We start from the raw sequence: 17,090 nt of genomic DNA, 5'->3' as shown, positions 1-17,090 counted from the left end.
AGCAACTTTAATGTACCTTCAACAAGGCATACCTCTTATTTATTATGGAGAAGAAATAGGACAAAAAAACTTAGTCTATGAGGATATTGGAAAAATAGAAACTCCTGGAGTTGAGGATTTTTATACTAAAGCAAAAAAAATCGGTTATTCAGATGAATCCATTTTGTACCATTTAAATCATGTTGCAAAAGATGTAGCACGTGGCATTATGCAATGGGACAGCTCAAAATATGCTGGGTTTTCTACAGTCAAACCTTGGATTGGTTGGTATCAGGAAGATAAATACAATATAAGCGATCAAGAGGCCGATTCAGTCAGTATTTTAAACTACTACCGGAAATTGTTGTCTCTTAAGAAAGAAAGTCTATTTATCGATGGATCTTTCGACTTAAAAGATTCTAAAGAAACCTTGTATATCTATGAAAGATTACTTGAAGACCAAAAAGGCTCTAATTTACTGTAATTTTTCTGATACCTCTGAAGTCGTACAAGTTGATCAAGAATTGCAAAAAAATTGGTCTATTGCCATCCAAAACGACGGGAACTCGTTAGATGGAATAACTTTAACTTTAGCTCCATTTGGCACAATTGTGTTTCGAAATTGATAATATAATCTTGAACAACAGTTGATTTTACTTTTTTGATTATTTTCTCATGATTCAATCGGCATTGTTCATAAATTACTTTAATTGAAAGAGGAACAGAGAAATAGTGTTGAAGTAATTTGTGTTTTCCCTAAACGTTATATTTTTCTTTTTGGACATGAAAGTACTGATTCTATAATATTTGGTGTTGATGAGTAGAAAAAGAACCTCTTTCTAATTTGTTATGGAATTTAACCATAACAAGCATAGTAAGAGGTTCTTCATTATTTACTTTAAAAATTTTTTTTTGTTGTCCTCATTAATTTGTTAACTTACTTTCCCATGATGTAGCTGTTTTCTTCAATACTTCATTTAGTTCTTCAATATTTTTCTTGCCTGTTTCTTGCAACCAATCACGACTTACTTGTTCTCCATCACTAGCAAAAGGTGCTACTCCATCTTTCCACGTTGCTCTTCCACATAAAACCCCATTGAAAGTTGAACCTGCTTCTTTTGCAAAAACTAATGTTTCTTGAAATAATTTTGCACTTACTCCAGCACTTAAGAAAATAAATGGCAATTCCGTCGCTTCACTTTGTTCTTTAAAATATGAAGTGGCTTCTTCTTTACTATAAACAGCTTTACTTTCAGTGCACCCTTCGACAAAATTCATATTTACTGGAACTTCGACTTTCAATACATCTACATTATATTGTGTTTTAGAAAATTCTTTCATAGCTCCGATAACTTTATGCGGTTTTACTTTAGCATATTCTTCACTTTTTACGTCATCATTTTCTGCATCATAGGTGACAATTTCTAAGAAGAAAGGTATATCTTCGGCAACACATTCAGCCCCTATTCGTTCCATGAAGACATGTTTATATTCATTAATCATTTGATCTTCATCTACATCATAATACAATAAAAATTTTACTGCATCTGCTCCAACTTCTTTTAGCCGTTTTGCAGACCATTCTGGTAGTAAATCTGGTAAACGTCCAGGCTCAGTTGCATCATATCCTGTTTTTTCATAAGCCAATAATAAACCGGCTTCTTTATCCCGTACTTTTGCGGCTGGCAAACCATATTCAGGGTCTAAAAGAATAGAGGTTGCAAAAGGAGTTAATTCTTCAGAAACTAGTTCTTTGAAGTGAATAATGCCTTCATCCCCGATTTCTTTAGTACTCTTATCAGCAATCATTTTTTTTAAAGATCCACGCTGATCAATAGCTAATGCGCCAATTACTCCATTTTCATTTGATAATCGTTTTAAAGCCTCTTTTTTATTTTTTGTTAACTTCATTGTCTGTTTACCCCATTTTCATTTTATTTAGCAATATATTTTGTTAATATAGAGTCTATTTCCGAATCACTTTTTGCTTCTTTTAGTAAATTCTTAACTTCTTCTTTCATTAATAATCTTGCCACTTTTGAAAGTAGCTGCAAGTGTGTCGTGCCTTTTTCTTCTTCAGGAATTAATAATGAAATCACAAAATCTATTTTTTTTCCATCCATAGAATTCCATTCAACACCTTCTGTTAACTTAAAAATAACCAGAGCTGGTGCTTTAACGGTATTGCTCTTAGCATGTGGAATAGCAAAGCCATCCATCATTCCTGTTGTTCCTTCATTTTCACGTTCATTTAATGCTTCTAACAAAAGATTACTATCTTCTGCATAACCTCTATCAACTGCTTCATGTGAAATTAAGTTAAAAATATCTTTTTGACTATTTGCAGAAACATCTACTAAAATAGATTTTTGAATATCCAATCCCATACTATTTCGCCTCTATTCATTATATTTTTTCTACTTTTGATTGTGATTTTTCCATACTATATTTACGAAGCATTCCTAGTACAAGCCCACCAATAATTGATCCTACAAGTATTGCAACTACCCATAGTAGTCCATTTGTCACTACTGGTAAAACTAAGAACCCACCATGTGGAGCTGGTACTTGTACTTTAAACATATATGTTAGGATTGCTGCTATTGAGGAACCTAACATTAGAGTTGGAATCACACGCAACGGATCTTTAGCAGCAAACGGAATAGCACCTTCTGTAATATGAGTTGAGCCTAATATAAAGTTGACTAAACCTGAATTACGTTCTTCCTTATCATAGTATTTCCCGAAGAATAATACGGAAAAACCAGTGATTAGAGGAGGTGCAATGCATGCTGCTGAAACACCAGCCATAAAATATGGATTTCCTTGTGCTAATAACGCAGTACCTGTGACGTATGCGGCTTTATTAATAGGGCCTCCCATATCAAATGCTGACATACAACCTACAATTAAACCTAATACAATTGGGTTAGAATTTTGAAAACCTGCTAAAAAGTCCATCATTCCGACATTAACCGCTTCCATTGGTTGGGAAATCGCAACCATTAGCAAACCTGTAACGAATACCCCAATAACTGGATATAAGAAAATTGCTTTTAATCCATCTAGAGATTTCGGCATTCCTTTTAGTACTTTACTTAATAGAAAAATAGTATATCCTGCTATAAAACCAGAAATAATTCCACCTAAAAATCCTGTTCCACCATTATTAGCAACTAAACCTCCAACAAATCCGACAACCAATCCTGGTCTTTGAGCAATACTTTCAGCAATATAAGCAGAAAGTATTGGTACCATTAAGCCCATAGCCAAACCACCAATTTGATTTAAGGTAGCTGCAAATTCATTATATTGTGCGTTTGTTGGATCTGCTGAAAAGATACCCCATAAAAAAGAAATAGCAACAAGAACCCCACCACTAACTACAAAAGGCAACATATGTGAAACACCATTCATTAAATGTTTATAAATCAAACGGCCGATACTTGTTTTATCACTTTCTTTTTCACTGATTAAATTTTTTTCATTCTCATTACTTTGATTTGTAACAACTCTTAGTTTGCCTTTACCATTAATTGCATCTTGAATTAAATTATCAGCATCTTTTATTCCTTTACTTACTGAAACATCGATAATTCTTTTTCCTTCAAATCTCTCAGCATGTACGTCTTTATCTGCAGCAATAATTACTGCATCTGCGTCTTTAATTTCTTGAGTAGTTAATGCATTTTCAACTCCTATTTGTCCATGAGTTTCGACTTTAATTTGAATTCCAGCTTTTTTTGCTGCTTGTTCTAGAGCTTCTTGCGCCATGTAAGTATGTGCAATTCCAGTTGGACAACCAGTTGCTGCAACAATAGTAAATTTAGACATTTATATTCTCCTGTTCTATAGTTATTTTTTTTACTTCCATTTGTTTTTTTAATTCTTCAACATCTGAAAAATCTGTTAACCCAGGGGAAAAAGCTGTTGAGCTTCCAGCAGCAACTGCTTCTTTAAGAGCTTCCTCTAATTTTAGTTCTTTTTTTAGCGATCCAATAAATGTACCTAACAATGTATCTCCTGAACAAGCAGTATTTATAACTTTTCCTTTAGGAGCGTTTACATATAAACTTTCTTCTTTAGTAAAAAGTAAACATCCCTCTCCTCCTAGAGAAAGAAGGACTATCTCAGCACCCATTCCTACCAACTTTTTCCCATAGTAACTTAGTTCTTCATCCGTTAAACTTTCTTTTTCAAACCACTTTGCTAACTCTTCATTATTGGGTTTAATACAATAAGGATTATATTTTAAACTCTCTAGCACTACTTCAGAACTTGTATCTAAGACTAACTTAAATTTATTCTTTTTTGATAATTTAGCAATTTCTACTATAACTTCATCTGTCACTCCTCTAGGATTGCTTCCGGAAACAAATAAAATATCGTCTTCATTTAATTGATCAATTTTACTAAACAGCTCATTCACTTGTTCTAAATTTATTAAAGGGCCTCTATTAACTAACTTGTACTCTATATTCTTTGATTCAACATGAGTAAATACATTAATTCGAGTCGTCCCCTCTACACGAACAAATTCTGTTTTTATTCCTTTTTTTTCTAGTTCTTCCTCAATAAACATCCCTGTAAATCCTCCACTAAAACCTAGAGCAATATTTTCAATCCCTAATTTTTTTAAGATAAACGAGATGTTTACCCCTTTTCCATTGGGCTGAATATCTTCTTCTGAAGTTCTATTAACTATTAATGGCTCATAATTGATTGTCGATACAAATAAATCTATAGCCGGATTCATTGTGCATGTGTAAATCATCCAACCCCTCCTTTCCTTTTTTTCTTCTATCCTTTATACTTTGATTATGTCATAAAAACGTTTGAAAAGGTTTTCGAAATTAATGGTAATTTGTAGATTAATAAGGAAACTTTTCCAGTTTTGGAAAGGAGACGCTTATATTTAATGAATATTTCATACTTACAAAAAAACCAACACAAAAATATTCACTTTAGTAGTTCAGAGCATTTCTTGTTAGAATATATAGAAAAAAATTTAGATGATATGCCAGAAATCTCTATAGTAAAATTAAGTGAACAAGCAAATGTTTCGACCTCAACTATAGTCAGAACTATGAAAAAAATAGGTTACGATGGTTTTACTTCTTTTAAGCACTATTTAAAAAGTGAACAAGAATATAATCCAAAATTTGCTATTATTGACCAAGTTGATAAAAAGATTCGTGAAGCTATAATGAAAAATGAACAAGAAGTAACGAGGACTATCCAAATGTTAGATAGTGGCACTATTGAGGATGCAATTCAAAATATAAAGGCTTCTGATAAAATTACTATTTTTGCTCGTGGATTTTCTGAACTAATAGCAAAAGAAATGATGATTAAGTTTCAGTTAATGGGAAAATATTGCGAACTTCATGATGATCCCAATATTATTAAAAGCATTAGCAAAAAAATTAATAGTTCTGGAATAGCGATTTTTGTTTCATTAAATGGTGAAACACCTGAATTAGTTGAAGCAGCAACAAATTGTAATCGCCACAATATTAAAACGATTACATTCACTGCTAACTCCGAAGGTTCACTTGCTAAACTTTCAGAAATCTCATTTGTTGGATTTAAATCTTCTTTTTCTTATTTTCCTGATTATGAAGTACGTTCTAGACTACCACTTCAAATTATGACTCGAATCTTATTAGACTCATACGCAATAAGAATGCAATAACTAAACTAAAAAAATAAGGAAATATGATGAATTGACATTTTCTCCCTATAACCAAAGCTCCGAATATTTGCAGTAAAACCGCAAATATTCGGAGCTTGTTTTGTTAGTTATAAAAAAAGAAAAACAGACTTTTTGTTATAATGTACAAAGAGAAGAAACTTCAATTTGATTATAAAGTTTCTGGAAATCATCTGTATTAATATGTCCTGTCATGGATTCTAAAGCATTTAACACGCCAGTTGTCATTCCAGTTTTTATTGTTTTCTCGTCAGAATCATATCGACTTAGTGCATATGCTAATCCAGCAATCGTTGCATCGCCAGACCCTACTGGATTAACGACATTAATCTTTGGTATTGTTGCACGGTAAAACAAATCATTGTGTTTAACGATGGCACCATCGCCTCCTAAAGTTACAACAATCCATTCCACACCTTTAAACAGTGAATGGTTTAGAGCTTGCTTCAACTTTTCTGGTTGTTTACTATCCAGTTGCGTTTGTAATAAATCGCTGAGTTCAGTCAAGTTTGGCTTAATCAATTTAGGTTTTGTCTTTCCTTTTAGTACTTCTTTCAAAGCTTCTCCAGAAGTATCTAGCAAAGTATCAATACCTTTTTCTTTTGCCAACATAATAAGCCGAACATAGAAATCAACTGGAAATCCTTTTGCCAAACTTCCAGAAATAGTTAACAAGTTGGTTTTACTCAATAACCGCTGAAAAACCTCTACGAATCCTTCAACCTCAGTTTCTGTCACCGTTGGTCCAGACTCCAATATTTCGGTTTGGCTATGATCATCATGCAGTAAAGCAATCGAATTTCTAGTTTCTTGTAAGATAGGATAAAAATCATGCTCAATGCTAGCTGAATCCAACTGATCCTTGATTTGATTTCCAAGGTGGCCTCCCACTATTCCTGTAGCCTTAACTGATCCACCAAGTTCATGGATAACGCGTGTAACATTCAGTCCCTTACCTCCTGCTGTTTTTGAAACTTGAGAAACACGGTTAATATCATTTAATTTAAGATTTTTAATTGGATAGGAAATATCGATAGAAGGATTCATCGTAACCGTTACTATCAAACTGATCCCTCCTTATCCAATAACTTCTACTTTTTCATGCCAAGAAGTAGCTGTGCGCTCTACTACTTTATTCAAACTTTCAATATTTTTTTTACCTTCTGATTGAAGCCATTTTCTAGTTGCCTCTTCTCCATCAGCTACAAAGTGATGAACTCCATTTTTCCATGTTGCTCTCCCACAAAGAACACCGCTAAAAGTAGACCCTGCTTCTTTTGCAAATTCAAGTGTCTCTTGGAATAAACCAGCAGATACACCTGCACTAAGGAATATAAACGGTAGATGTGTCGATTCACTTTGTTCTTTAAAAAAAGCTGCAGCAGCTTCTTTCGTATAAACTGCTTCTTCCCCAAAACCTTCAACTACATTCATATTAACAGGCACCTCTACCTTTAACACGTCAACTTTATATTGAGGCTTAGAAAATTCTTTCATCATATCTATCACTTTACGAGGTTTTACTTTAGCATAATCAATAGAATTATTATCTTGAATGTCCTTATCGTAAGACAGTAGTTCTAAATAGAACGGGATATCTTCCCCAAAGCATTCACTTCCTAAACGCTCTACAAAAGCATGCTTTTGATGGTTTATTTTAGGTTCTTCATTTGTATCATAATAAAGCAAGAATTTGATTGCGTCTGCACCTTTATCTTTTAATCCTTTTACAGACCAGTCTTCTAGCAAGTCAGGTAAACGCCCTGGAATCGTAACATCATAGCCTGTTTTTTCATACGCTAATAGTAATCCAGCTTCAGCGTGACGTGCATCAGACGCTTCTATACCAAATTCAGGATCCAATAAAATAGAAGAAGCAAAAGGAGTCAATTCTTCAGATACTAATTTTTTAAATTCAATGATGAGTTTATCAGTTGGTTCTTGACCTTCTGCTTTGATCATTTTTTTCAAAGCGCCTCGTTGATCGATAGCTAAGGCTTCAATAAATCCTTCTTTTGTAGATAAGCGGTCCATTGCTTCTTTTTTTGCTTTTGAAATTTTCAGCATTTTCTTCATCCTTTAGTTATCATTTTTATATACTGATACACCGTTTAAGTACGTTTCGTGCAAATACAACTGAGAATCTAATACTAAGAAATCCGCATCATGTCCAGCCTGCAAACTGCCACAAAGATCATCAATATGACAGCTTTTTGCTGGAACAATAGAAGCCATTCGGATAGCTTCTTCAATTGTAGCGATATCCCAATCACAAATATTTTTAACCGCATCAAGCAATTTCAAAATACTCCCGGCTAAACTACCATTTTCTTTTAAACGAGCTGCTCCATTTTTCACCTCAACTGGAAATTCCCCTAAAGTGTAGTCTCCTTCTGGCATACCACCAGCTCTCATACAATCGGTGATCAGCGCAATATGTTCTGAATTTTTAGCTTTGATTAAAACTTCTGCCGCAGCTGGATGAACATGATGCCCATCACAGATCAACTCAGCTATGGTATCTTTGGTTGTCATTGCTGCTCCAACCACGCCAGGTTCTCGATGATTCAAGCCACTCATTCCATTGTATGTGTGAACAAAAATTGAAGCTCCCGAAGAAACTGCTGTTTTTGCCTGTTCGTATGTTGCAGAACTATGTGCCAGAGCAACCGCAACACCTTCTTTAGTTACTACTTCAGTAAATTCAACAACCCCTACTCTTTCTGGAGCAATAGCTATTTTTCTTATTAACCCTTTTGATAATTCTTGCCAATGATGAAAAGTCTCTAGATTCGGATCCTGGAAGAAAATAGGATTTTGTGCTCCTTTATGCTCTTCTGTAAAGAAAGGACCTTCAAAGAAAATACCTCGAATTTTAGCTCCTTTTACTTCTTGATAGTGATCTCCGATTGTCTGACTCACTTGGTTCAATGTTTCAATATCCGAAGTTAATGTAGTTGGTAAAAAGGAAGTCACCCCGCAACTCAACAAGCCTTTTGAAATTACTTTGATACCTTCAAAATCATTATCCATTACATCATGACCCATGAAGCCGTGGATATGTGTATCCACAAGTCCAGGCGCGATCCATTTTCCTGAATAATCTAGAATTGTTTCATTCTTATTAGGCAGTTCCTTTATATAGGATCCAAATTTCCCCTCATTAACTGATAAATACCCTTCATTTTCTATTCCGCTCGGCAAGAAAAATCGGCTCGCATGTATATAATAGTTCCCCATTTTTTCATCCCTTTTTCTGTTTATTTCTTGTAATCGTGTATCGTTACGCCTTTGACTACTCGATTAACGGTTCCAGATTTAGAAGGAGTATCCGGTGTATTTTCAACTTTAATAGAAGAAAGCAATGACACAGTTTGCGCTGCCATGATAAAAGGTAAAGCAAGGTACCCTTCTGGTAATAAAGTATGCTGTTTGTCAAAATCGAATGTTGTACCAGAAAAATTTTGTCCTTCTACAGGCTGTGCGATAGCAACTGTTTGTAGTGCAATTTGATCTTGGTATATTTCTTCTAAAATATCTAAATCATACTTACGTGTGTATAGATCATTGTTTACAAAGACAAAAACCAGTGTTTGTTCATTTACAAATGATTTAGGCCCATGACGAAATCCCATAGATGAATCAAACATAGTACTGATTTTACCAGCTGTTAACTCTAATACCTTTAACTGAGCCTCGCGGGTCAATCCTGCTAAGCTGCCAGATCCTAAGTAAACAATGCGATTAAAGTCAGCTGCAACGATATCAGCTAATTTATCTTCATTTGATACCACTTCATTACCCATTTTAATGGCAGTATTAATATAACTTGCTTTTTCTGCTAAAGAAGATTGGTCAAAAACAAGTAAGGCAGTTAATGTCATGCAAGTAAAACTTCCTGTCATAGCAAACCCCTGATCATTAGATCGTTCAGGCATCAATAGCAAAAGATTTTTTTCATCTTTAGAAGCAGCTTTTGCTAAAGCTCCATCTGCTGCACAAGTGATGGTGATGTGTCGGATATTTCTCACAACTTGGTTAGCATTAGCAACTGCTGCAATACTTTCAGGACTGTTTCCGCTCCTTGCAAATGAAACTAACACCGTCCAATCCTCTTTATGCAGATAATCCTTTGGAGAGGCAACGATATCGGTTGTTGGAATACTTTCAAAAATGAATGAATCTGTGTTACCAGCATTATTTAAGTATGGTAAAACGGTATCCCCAACATAAGCTGATGTGCCTGCCCCAGTAAAAACTACCCGTATTTTACTAGATGTCTCTTTTTTTATTTGTTGTAAGAAAGAGTCTATTATTTCTTTTTGATTTTGATAATTCTCCCAGGCCTCTTCCCAAAGCCCAGGCTGTTGCATAATTTCTTGAGTAGTGATCATCGCTCCAAGATCCTTTAATTCATCTCGTGATTTAGTAAATAGTTGCACGTTTACTTCACTCCAGTCTATTCATCTTCTTCATCAAAATCATCTGCATTTAGTAAATCATTTACTTTAACGATACTTTCTTTGGTTTCATCTAAAATAATATGAGTATTGCCAATCATCGTCGCATTTACAAAACTGATAATCATCGGCAAGTTCATGCCAGTATATAAATCAAATGTAGAACCACCCATAATTTTTTTTGAAACAATGTTGCAGGGAGTACCACCCAATAAATCAGAGAATACAATATAATTCCCATCAAGCAAATCAGTAACTGCATCAAATTTTTCAGTAAATTCTTTTTCACCTTCGTGTGGCAATAAAGATACTGTAAAAATATTTTCCTGTACCCCTAAAATCATTTCTGCACTTCTTTTTAATTCTTTACCGAAATCTCCATGGCTTACTAGTATCAAATTATTCAATTCTATTCATTCCCTTACTTGATTCTTATTTTGAAATGACTCCTAATGCTGATAAAGCAATAGATACTACTAATACAATAAAAATAGCTTTAGTAGAAGTAATGTTCTTTTTACCTAATAACCAGTAAACAGCTCCAACAATTGCTGCTGGCAAAAGACGAGGCATGATCATATCAACATTGTTTTGTACATCAATAACTAAATCACCGATGACAGGTGTCCAAGATAAGCGAACGTTAATCATAGTTGCCACTAAAGCCCCCACCATGAATACCCCTAATAATGTAGCCGCATCTGTGATAGCAGTAAGTCGACTTTGCATCGTTGTAACAAGAGAGACTCCTTCTCTATGAGCAATTTCAAGCTGCTTCCACCGGAAGAACATTACAGCGAAGTTAACCAACATCCAAATTAATGCACCGATAGGGTTTCCATTTACGGCCATGTTAGCAGCTAATGCTCCAAAAATAGTTGGCAGCAAAGCTCCAAAAATCGAGTCTCCAATTGCTGCAAATGGTCCCATTAAACCAACTTTGATCCCTGCAATTGATTCTTGACCAGCAATGCCTTCCTCTTCTTCAATCGCCATATCGATTCCTGTAACGATCGTATTTAAAAAGTTACTTGTATTGAAAAATTGAGAATGTGTTTTCATCATTGATTTCAATTCTGGTGTGCCATCACCATACATTTTCCTTAATTGAGGTAAAATCGTATATAAGTACCCTGATCCTTGCATACGTTCGTAGTTCCAACCAAGTTGAAACCCAAACAAACTTCTTCTATTGATTTGGTTAAAGTCTTTTTTAGTTAATTTATAATTAGATTTCGTCATCTTCTATTTCTCCTTCCTCTGATGCTGAACCATTCATTTGTTGAAATTTCGGAGCTTCTGTAGTTCTTTTGTACTCTTTAAAGGCAAATGCAAATCCTATCAATGCGATAGCTAACATTGGCATGCCTGTAAATGTATTCGCAAATCCTTCTACTACACCAGCTACAGATCCGCCAAGTACTTGAATATTTCCAAATACTGTCGTTAATAAAGCCGTAATAACAAATCCTAAAATCAAGTAAGGCAAATGTTTTTTTACTGGTAAGTATCTTAATAAGATAGCGAAACCAACTGCAGGAAGAACAGCACCAGCTACAGCTAATCCATTACCCAACCACAATAATTGGTTGTTCAATACACCAACAATAGAATTGACAAAGCTTCCACCAAAACTTAGTGCTAATAGTACTGGAACTGCTCTAGATAATGACCAAGATAAGGCACCCATAAGATAGTTGCGTTCAATTCCTTTATAATCCATTTCTTCAATCTTTGTGTCAATACGATGTGCAAAGAATGTATTTGCAAATCTTCCCAAAATATCCATTTGAATCATTAATCCTGCTACTGGAACTGCGATTGCAGCGATTGCTTGCTCTGGGTTCATACCAATTCCTACTGAAAAAGCTGTAGCCAATACAGTACCAGAGTTCGCATCTATTTTTGAAGAACCTCCAAATGTACCAATACCTAAAACTGTTAATTGCATGCTCCCACCAATAATAAGTCCTGTTGTAACGTCTCCCATAATTAAACCAGCTATTAGTCCAGCGAATACCGGTTGAGCAAGACCAGTATAAACTTGTAATTCATCTAAAATTTGATAACCTGCGTAAAGCGTTAATAATATAATTTGCCACCATGCAACTGCCATTATTTTTTCCTCCTCTATCTCTTCTTTAAATATGTTGTTTTAGTAAATCCATGAACTTTTCTTCGCGATCATTTGGCACCATTTGTGACACCAATTCCACACCGTTTTCAGTAAGTTTCTTAAAATTCTCAATATCTTCATCTATAACGTTAATAGATCTGGTAATCGATTTTGATTCATCAGATTGAGACATATTTCCAACATTAATTTTTTTAATAGGTACACCTAATTCAACTAGCTTTAATAATCGATCTGGTTTCTTTGCAATAATCAGCAAGCGTTGTGAATCATATTTTCCAGCCAATAGATTTGTAGCCGCTTTTTCTATCGATAAAATACTTAATTTAACCCCTGCTGGAGTAGCTAATTTCAAACCACTCTTTTCAATTGCATTAGTGGTCACTCCATCATCTACAACCATGATTCTGTTAATGCCTAATTTTGTGGTCCAAAGATTTGCAACTTGTCCATGAATCAATCTTCCATCTATTCTTACTGCTGTGATACTCATATTAATTTTCCTCCTTATCAATTTTTTTAAATTTTGGTTCCTTTTCTAAACTTATTGATTTTGACCAGATGCCTTCTGTTTCAAAAACAATAATTTCGTTTTCTCCCTTTCTAAAGAGAGACATTGGAGCATATAGTGATAGAGTTGGCCCTACATTCCAAAATCGCCCAATGTTAAACCCATTTACTAGAACGATTCCTTTGCCAAACAACTCCATATTGATAAATGTATCTTCTGGTGCATCAATAGTAACTTTATACTGGTAAAACGATGGAGAATTCTCTTTCCATTCCTTATCAAAATCAATAGACAACGGTTCTGAAAAATCTAAACTGTATTGCTCCCAATTGGTAATGAAGTGTAAATCAGACATGACTCCTCTTCGAATCCCTTTTTGTTGCGTATCAGCCAATAGCTTGTGTCCATAATTGACACGTCCCATATTTTCTACTAGTACATCCAGCTGATTAGAACCAGAGATAGGTGAAGCGTATATTTTTTCTCCAATCTCTTCTTGGTACTGTGTAGCTATTTTTTCTTCGTTAAGGAAAAAATGAAGACGGTCGCTGCCATCTATTACACGATAAAATTCTTCATCACTGTCCTTTTTCACATAACTTCTATATAGTGTATATCCATATTGTTGACCTAGTTCTTCCATTGTTTTTGGATATTTAGATTCTTGTTTTTTAGTGATACGATCAATAATAGAAAGTAGACTTACTTTTCCACCAACCTGAATATTCGTAATGCTCATACTATCTTTCACCAATGGAGGGTGTTGTTCAATACCTGGAAAACTTTCTTGCATCATATTTTTTAAAGCAAAATATTTTTCAGTTGGATTACCTTGTTCATTTAAAGGTGCGTCATAATCATATGAAGTGACTTGCGGAAGATCTTTTCGTAATCGTGCTGAACAACCATTCATAAAACCAAAGTTCGTTCCGCCATGGAACATATAAAGATTTAAGCTACCAATCTCTAAAGCTTCCTTTACATCCTGAGTTAACTCTAGGGCATCTCTTTTTATAATTGGGTCATTCCAACGATTAAACCAACCGTCCCAATACTCCATACACATCAAAGGCCATTTTTTCCCTTTTGATTCATGAAATTCTTTTAATTCCTTAAAGTTTTCTTTTGAACGAGAACCGAAATTTCCTGTAGTCAGAATATCTAGATCCGTCATCGTCCCGGCTTCTTGCGTAGCTTTCCATGCTCCGTCTGAAGTAAAAATAGGAATGGTTACGCCTAGTTTCAACATCAACTCATAAAGCGCTCTCAAATATTCTTTATCTTCACCATATGAACCGTATTCATTTTCTAACTGCATCATAATTACAGGTCCACCGTGGTCTACCTGTAAAGGCGTGATTTGTTTAAGAAGCTCTTTATAATAGCGAGAAACTTTTTCAATAAATGCTGGATCAGAAGAACGTATCAGCATATCTTTATACGTTAGTAGCCATGCTGGCAATCCACCGAATTCCCATTCTGCACAAATATAAGGAGATGGACGAAGAATAACGAATAAACCTAACTCCTCTGCTAGTTGGACAAATTTTTTTATATCCCACTGACCAGAAAATTGATATTCTCCTTCTTTGGGCTCGTGTACATTCCAAGGAATATACGTTTCAACTGTATTAAAGCCAAGAGCTTTTAAATTATATAATGAATGATACCAGTCCTCAGGAAGAACTCGGAAATAGTGAACAGCACCAGATGTTATCTTGAATGGCTCACCGTTTAGTAAAAAATCTTCTTTTATTTCAAATGTATTCATTTGAGCACCTCCTATGTAAAGCGTTTACACTTAGTATATTAATATATTAAGTTAGCATCTGTCAATCTTTATTTTAGTAAAAATAGAAAACATTTACTAAAAAAAGAAATAAATGGTAAAATTACTTTTTTTAAGTTAGTATATTAAGCAAATGGTATAGAAAGGAGAAAGGAATGAAAATCCCAAAGTATCAACAGATTAAAGATGATTTGCTCAAAAAAATTGAAGTTGGAGAGTTTAAACATGGCGATCGATTTTACAGTGAAGCGGAATTAGTTAAACTTTATAATGTTAGTTCAATCACTGTTATTAGAGCAGTTCAAGAATTAGTTAATGATGGTTACCTCATACGATTCCAAGGAAAAGGCACATATGTTTCTCGCTCCCGTAAACGGAAACTTGTAGAATTTTCGGACATTGAAATTTACGCTGGTGAACCAGAATCGGTTGAGGTTTTAAGTTTAGAAATTCAACATAATGAAGAGAAGAGAAGAGAATTACAGCTACGAAAAAAAGAAGACTATTTTGAAATTGTTCGATTAAGGAAAGTTAATGAAGACCCATTTTTGTTGCATCTTTCTTATATTCCTAGTCAATTTATAAAAAAAGATATTCCTAGCCTTGACTATTATGATTCTATTTATAATCGTTTTAAAAGCGACTTTGACATTTATATGTATGATGAAGAATCAAAAGAAACCAACGAAATTTGCTTCCCAACAGATGATTGGGTTGCAGAATTATTACAAATGAAAACTACTGAACCTACTATCAGACAAGAAAAGAAAACTGTTTTACAAGATGGAACTGTTGCAGAAGTGGTCATAAGTTATAAAAAATGGAATTATTACAAAATAGAGCTCTCTTCATTTAAAGATCAATATTAAAAAATGAAAAAACTATATCTATTAGGAGGCAGCTAAAACTTATGGCAAGAATTGCAATTGATATGGATGAAGTCATCGCAGATTTTTACAGCAACGATTTAAAGGTATACAATGAGCTCTATGAAGCTGAGTTAACCATTAGCGATTTAAATGGACAGTATGTCAGTGAACTTTACCCAGAGACTGATAAGATTATGCGTTATATACGAAATACTAAAGGTTTCTTTAAAGATTTACCCGTAATTGAGAATGCTCAATATGTGATAAGCGACTTAATGCAAGAGCATGAAATTTTCATTACTACTGCCGCTATGGACTTTCCAAATAGTTTTGATGATAAATTTTATTGGCTTCAAAGTCACTTCCCTTCTATCAAAAAAGAAAATATTGTTTTTTGTGGCAATAAAAGCATCATACATGCTGATTACTTAATTGATGATAATATCGGTCACTTTAACAACTTTTCAGGAACGGGATTACTTTTTACAGCACACCACAATAAAAAAATAAACTTCCCCAATCGTGTGGAAAACTGGAAAGCTGTTAAAGATTTTTTTCAACAACTTTCTGAATAATTTTAAACCTGTCTCAGTTTTTTTCTGTGGCAGTTTTTTTCTATTACATTCCAAACCGATAATTTTAATACTTTTACTAAATTTTACTTGTATTTATTTACTAAACTATTTAAACTAAAGGTAACAAAACATTATTAAGGAGGAAATACAAAATGAATTTAACTAAACTGAAAAAAAGATTCAACGAACTTTTTGGACAAACAGATATGAAAGCGTTTTTCTCTCCAGGAAGAATTAACTTGATCGGGGAACACACAGATTACAACGGTGGGAATGTTTTTCCTTGTGCAATTACTTTAGGAACATACGGTTTAGCAGCAAAACGTGAGGATAAAACTCTTAACTTCTATTCTGAAAACTTTGATGAATTAGGTATTATTTCTATTGATTTAGATAACTTAGAATATAATGCAGCAGATAAATGGACGAATTATCCTAAAGGAATGATCAAATTTTTAAAAGAGTCTGGATATGATATCAATCAAGGGTTGGATATTCTTTATTACGGTAATATTCCAAACGGAGCAGGTCTTTCCTCTTCCGCTTCGATTGAATTATTGACAGGATTTATAGTACAAACACTGTTTGGTTTAGACATTGATCGATTAGAGTTGATTAAAACTGGTCAACGAGTGGAAAATGAATTTATTGGGGTCAATTCAGGTATTATGGATCAATTTGCAGTAGGTAAAGGCAAAAAAGATACAGCTATTTTACTAGACTGCAACACTTTAGAATATGAATTGATTCCAGTAGTGTTAGAAAACCATTCAATTGTTATTATGAATACTAAAAAAAGACGTGAATTAGCTGATTCTAAATATAATGAACGTCGCAGTGAATGCGATCAAGCATTAGCAGAATTACAAAAAGTTCTTACTGTTTCTTCATTAGGAGAATTAGATGAACAAACTTTTGATCAGCATCAATTTATCCTTTCAAATGAAACCATTCTAAAAAGAGCACGTCATGCTGTAACTGAGAACCAAAGGACACTTAAGGCATCCGTAGCTTTAAAGGCTGGAAATTTGGAAGAGTTTGGGCAATTAATGAATGAATC

At 34.1% G+C, this 17,090-nt stretch carries 18 protein-coding genes; 5 read left to right on the top strand and 13 right to left on the bottom strand.

Annotation, left to right across the window (positions count from 1 at the left end; genetic code table 11):
* A partial coding sequence (locus tag ABS911_RS10650) for an alpha-amylase family glycosyl hydrolase (RefSeq protein ID WP_502880531.1) occupies window positions 1-463 on the top strand: 463 nt, incomplete at its 5' end.
* Between the two features lie 440 nt (window positions 464-903).
* Here ABS911_RS10650 and lacD (ABS911_RS10645) read toward each other — a convergent pair.
* From lacD (ABS911_RS10645) to pfkB, 4 genes are read right to left on the bottom strand one after another with little or no spacing between them, the layout of a single operon-like run.
* Window positions 904-1,890, bottom strand: coding sequence for a tagatose-bisphosphate aldolase (gene lacD, locus ABS911_RS10645; RefSeq protein WP_350467577.1), 987 nt, complete (start codon window positions 1,888-1,890; stop codon window positions 904-906).
* Between the two features lie 23 nt (window positions 1,891-1,913).
* A complete protein-coding gene (locus ABS911_RS10640; protein WP_350467576.1) occupies window positions 1,914-2,366 on the bottom strand; it encodes a PTS sugar transporter subunit IIA in 453 nt (150 codons plus the stop codon).
* 19 nt (window positions 2,367-2,385) lie between these two features.
* Window positions 2,386-3,813 (bottom strand): PTS fructose transporter subunit IIC, encoded by a 1,428-nt coding sequence (locus ABS911_RS10635; RefSeq protein WP_350467575.1) that lies wholly within the window; start codon window positions 3,811-3,813, stop codon window positions 2,386-2,388.
* Window positions 3,806-4,753: a 1-phosphofructokinase gene (pfkB, locus tag ABS911_RS10630; RefSeq protein ID WP_350467574.1), complete on the bottom strand. Its 948-nt coding sequence runs from the start codon at window positions 4,751-4,753 to the stop codon at window positions 3,806-3,808. The genes ABS911_RS10635 and pfkB overlap by 8 nt, the downstream gene beginning before the upstream one ends.
* Window positions 4,754-4,897: 144 nt before the next feature.
* On the opposite strand from pfkB, the gene ABS911_RS10625 reads away from it, so the two are divergent.
* On the top strand, window positions 4,898-5,674 hold the full coding sequence (locus tag ABS911_RS10625) for a MurR/RpiR family transcriptional regulator (protein ID WP_350467573.1): 777 nt from the start codon (window positions 4,898-4,900) through the stop codon (window positions 5,672-5,674).
* Window positions 5,675-5,809: 135 nt separating this feature from the next.
* On the opposite strand, the gene lacC is transcribed toward ABS911_RS10625, so the two are convergent.
* From lacC to ABS911_RS10580, 9 genes are all read right to left on the bottom strand, one after another.
* Window positions 5,810-6,757, bottom strand: a complete 948-nt coding sequence (lacC, locus tag ABS911_RS10620; RefSeq protein ID WP_350467572.1) for a tagatose-6-phosphate kinase — start codon at window positions 6,755-6,757, stop codon at window positions 5,810-5,812.
* Between the two features lie 12 nt (window positions 6,758-6,769).
* Window positions 6,770-7,759 (bottom strand): tagatose-bisphosphate aldolase, encoded by a 990-nt coding sequence (gene lacD, locus ABS911_RS10615; protein WP_350467571.1) that lies wholly within the window; start codon window positions 7,757-7,759, stop codon window positions 6,770-6,772.
* Window positions 7,760-7,771: 12 nt separating this feature from the next.
* Window positions 7,772-8,932 (bottom strand): N-acetylglucosamine-6-phosphate deacetylase, encoded by a 1,161-nt coding sequence (nagA, locus tag ABS911_RS10610; protein ID WP_350467570.1) that lies wholly within the window; start codon window positions 8,930-8,932, stop codon window positions 7,772-7,774.
* 20 nt (window positions 8,933-8,952) lie between these two features.
* Window positions 8,953-10,086, bottom strand: coding sequence for an SIS domain-containing protein (locus tag ABS911_RS10605; protein ID WP_350467578.1), 1,134 nt, complete (start codon window positions 10,084-10,086; stop codon window positions 8,953-8,955).
* A 65-nt stretch (window positions 10,087-10,151) separates the two neighbouring features.
* Window positions 10,152-10,559, bottom strand: a complete 408-nt coding sequence (locus tag ABS911_RS10600) for a PTS sugar transporter subunit IIA (protein ID WP_350467569.1) — start codon at window positions 10,557-10,559, stop codon at window positions 10,152-10,154.
* 25 nt (window positions 10,560-10,584) lie between these two features.
* Window positions 10,585-11,394, bottom strand: a complete 810-nt coding sequence (locus ABS911_RS10595; protein WP_350467568.1) for a PTS system mannose/fructose/sorbose family transporter subunit IID — start codon at window positions 11,392-11,394, stop codon at window positions 10,585-10,587.
* Window positions 11,381-12,268 (bottom strand): PTS mannose/fructose/sorbose/N-acetylgalactosamine transporter subunit IIC, encoded by an 888-nt coding sequence (locus tag ABS911_RS10590; protein ID WP_350467567.1) that lies wholly within the window; start codon window positions 12,266-12,268, stop codon window positions 11,381-11,383. The genes ABS911_RS10595 and ABS911_RS10590 overlap by 14 nt, the downstream gene beginning before the upstream one ends.
* Before the next feature lie 25 nt (window positions 12,269-12,293).
* A complete protein-coding gene (locus ABS911_RS10585; protein WP_350467566.1) occupies window positions 12,294-12,779 on the bottom strand; it encodes a PTS sugar transporter subunit IIB in 486 nt (161 codons plus the stop codon).
* A gap of 1 nt (window position 12,780) precedes the next feature.
* Window positions 12,781-14,568, bottom strand: coding sequence for a glycoside hydrolase family 35 protein (locus ABS911_RS10580; RefSeq protein ID WP_350467565.1), 1,788 nt, complete (start codon window positions 14,566-14,568; stop codon window positions 12,781-12,783).
* A gap of 173 nt (window positions 14,569-14,741) precedes the next feature.
* Here ABS911_RS10580 and ABS911_RS10575 point away from each other — a divergent pair, with 173 nt between their 5' ends.
* From ABS911_RS10575 to ABS911_RS10565, 3 genes are all read left to right on the top strand, one after another.
* Window positions 14,742-15,455, top strand: coding sequence for a GntR family transcriptional regulator (locus ABS911_RS10575; protein WP_350467564.1), 714 nt, complete (start codon window positions 14,742-14,744; stop codon window positions 15,453-15,455).
* A 41-nt stretch (window positions 15,456-15,496) separates the two neighbouring features.
* Window positions 15,497-16,030, top strand: coding sequence for a 5' nucleotidase, NT5C type (locus ABS911_RS10570; RefSeq protein ID WP_350467563.1), 534 nt, complete (start codon window positions 15,497-15,499; stop codon window positions 16,028-16,030).
* A gap of 152 nt (window positions 16,031-16,182) precedes the next feature.
* The coding region (locus ABS911_RS10565) for a galactokinase (protein WP_350467562.1) at window positions 16,183-17,090 on the top strand (908 nt) is incomplete at its 3' end.

This window comes from Carnobacterium sp., from assembly GCF_040274425.1.
Note: the sequence above shows the minus strand (reverse complement) of the source record. Positions and strands in the feature narration are given on the sequence as shown.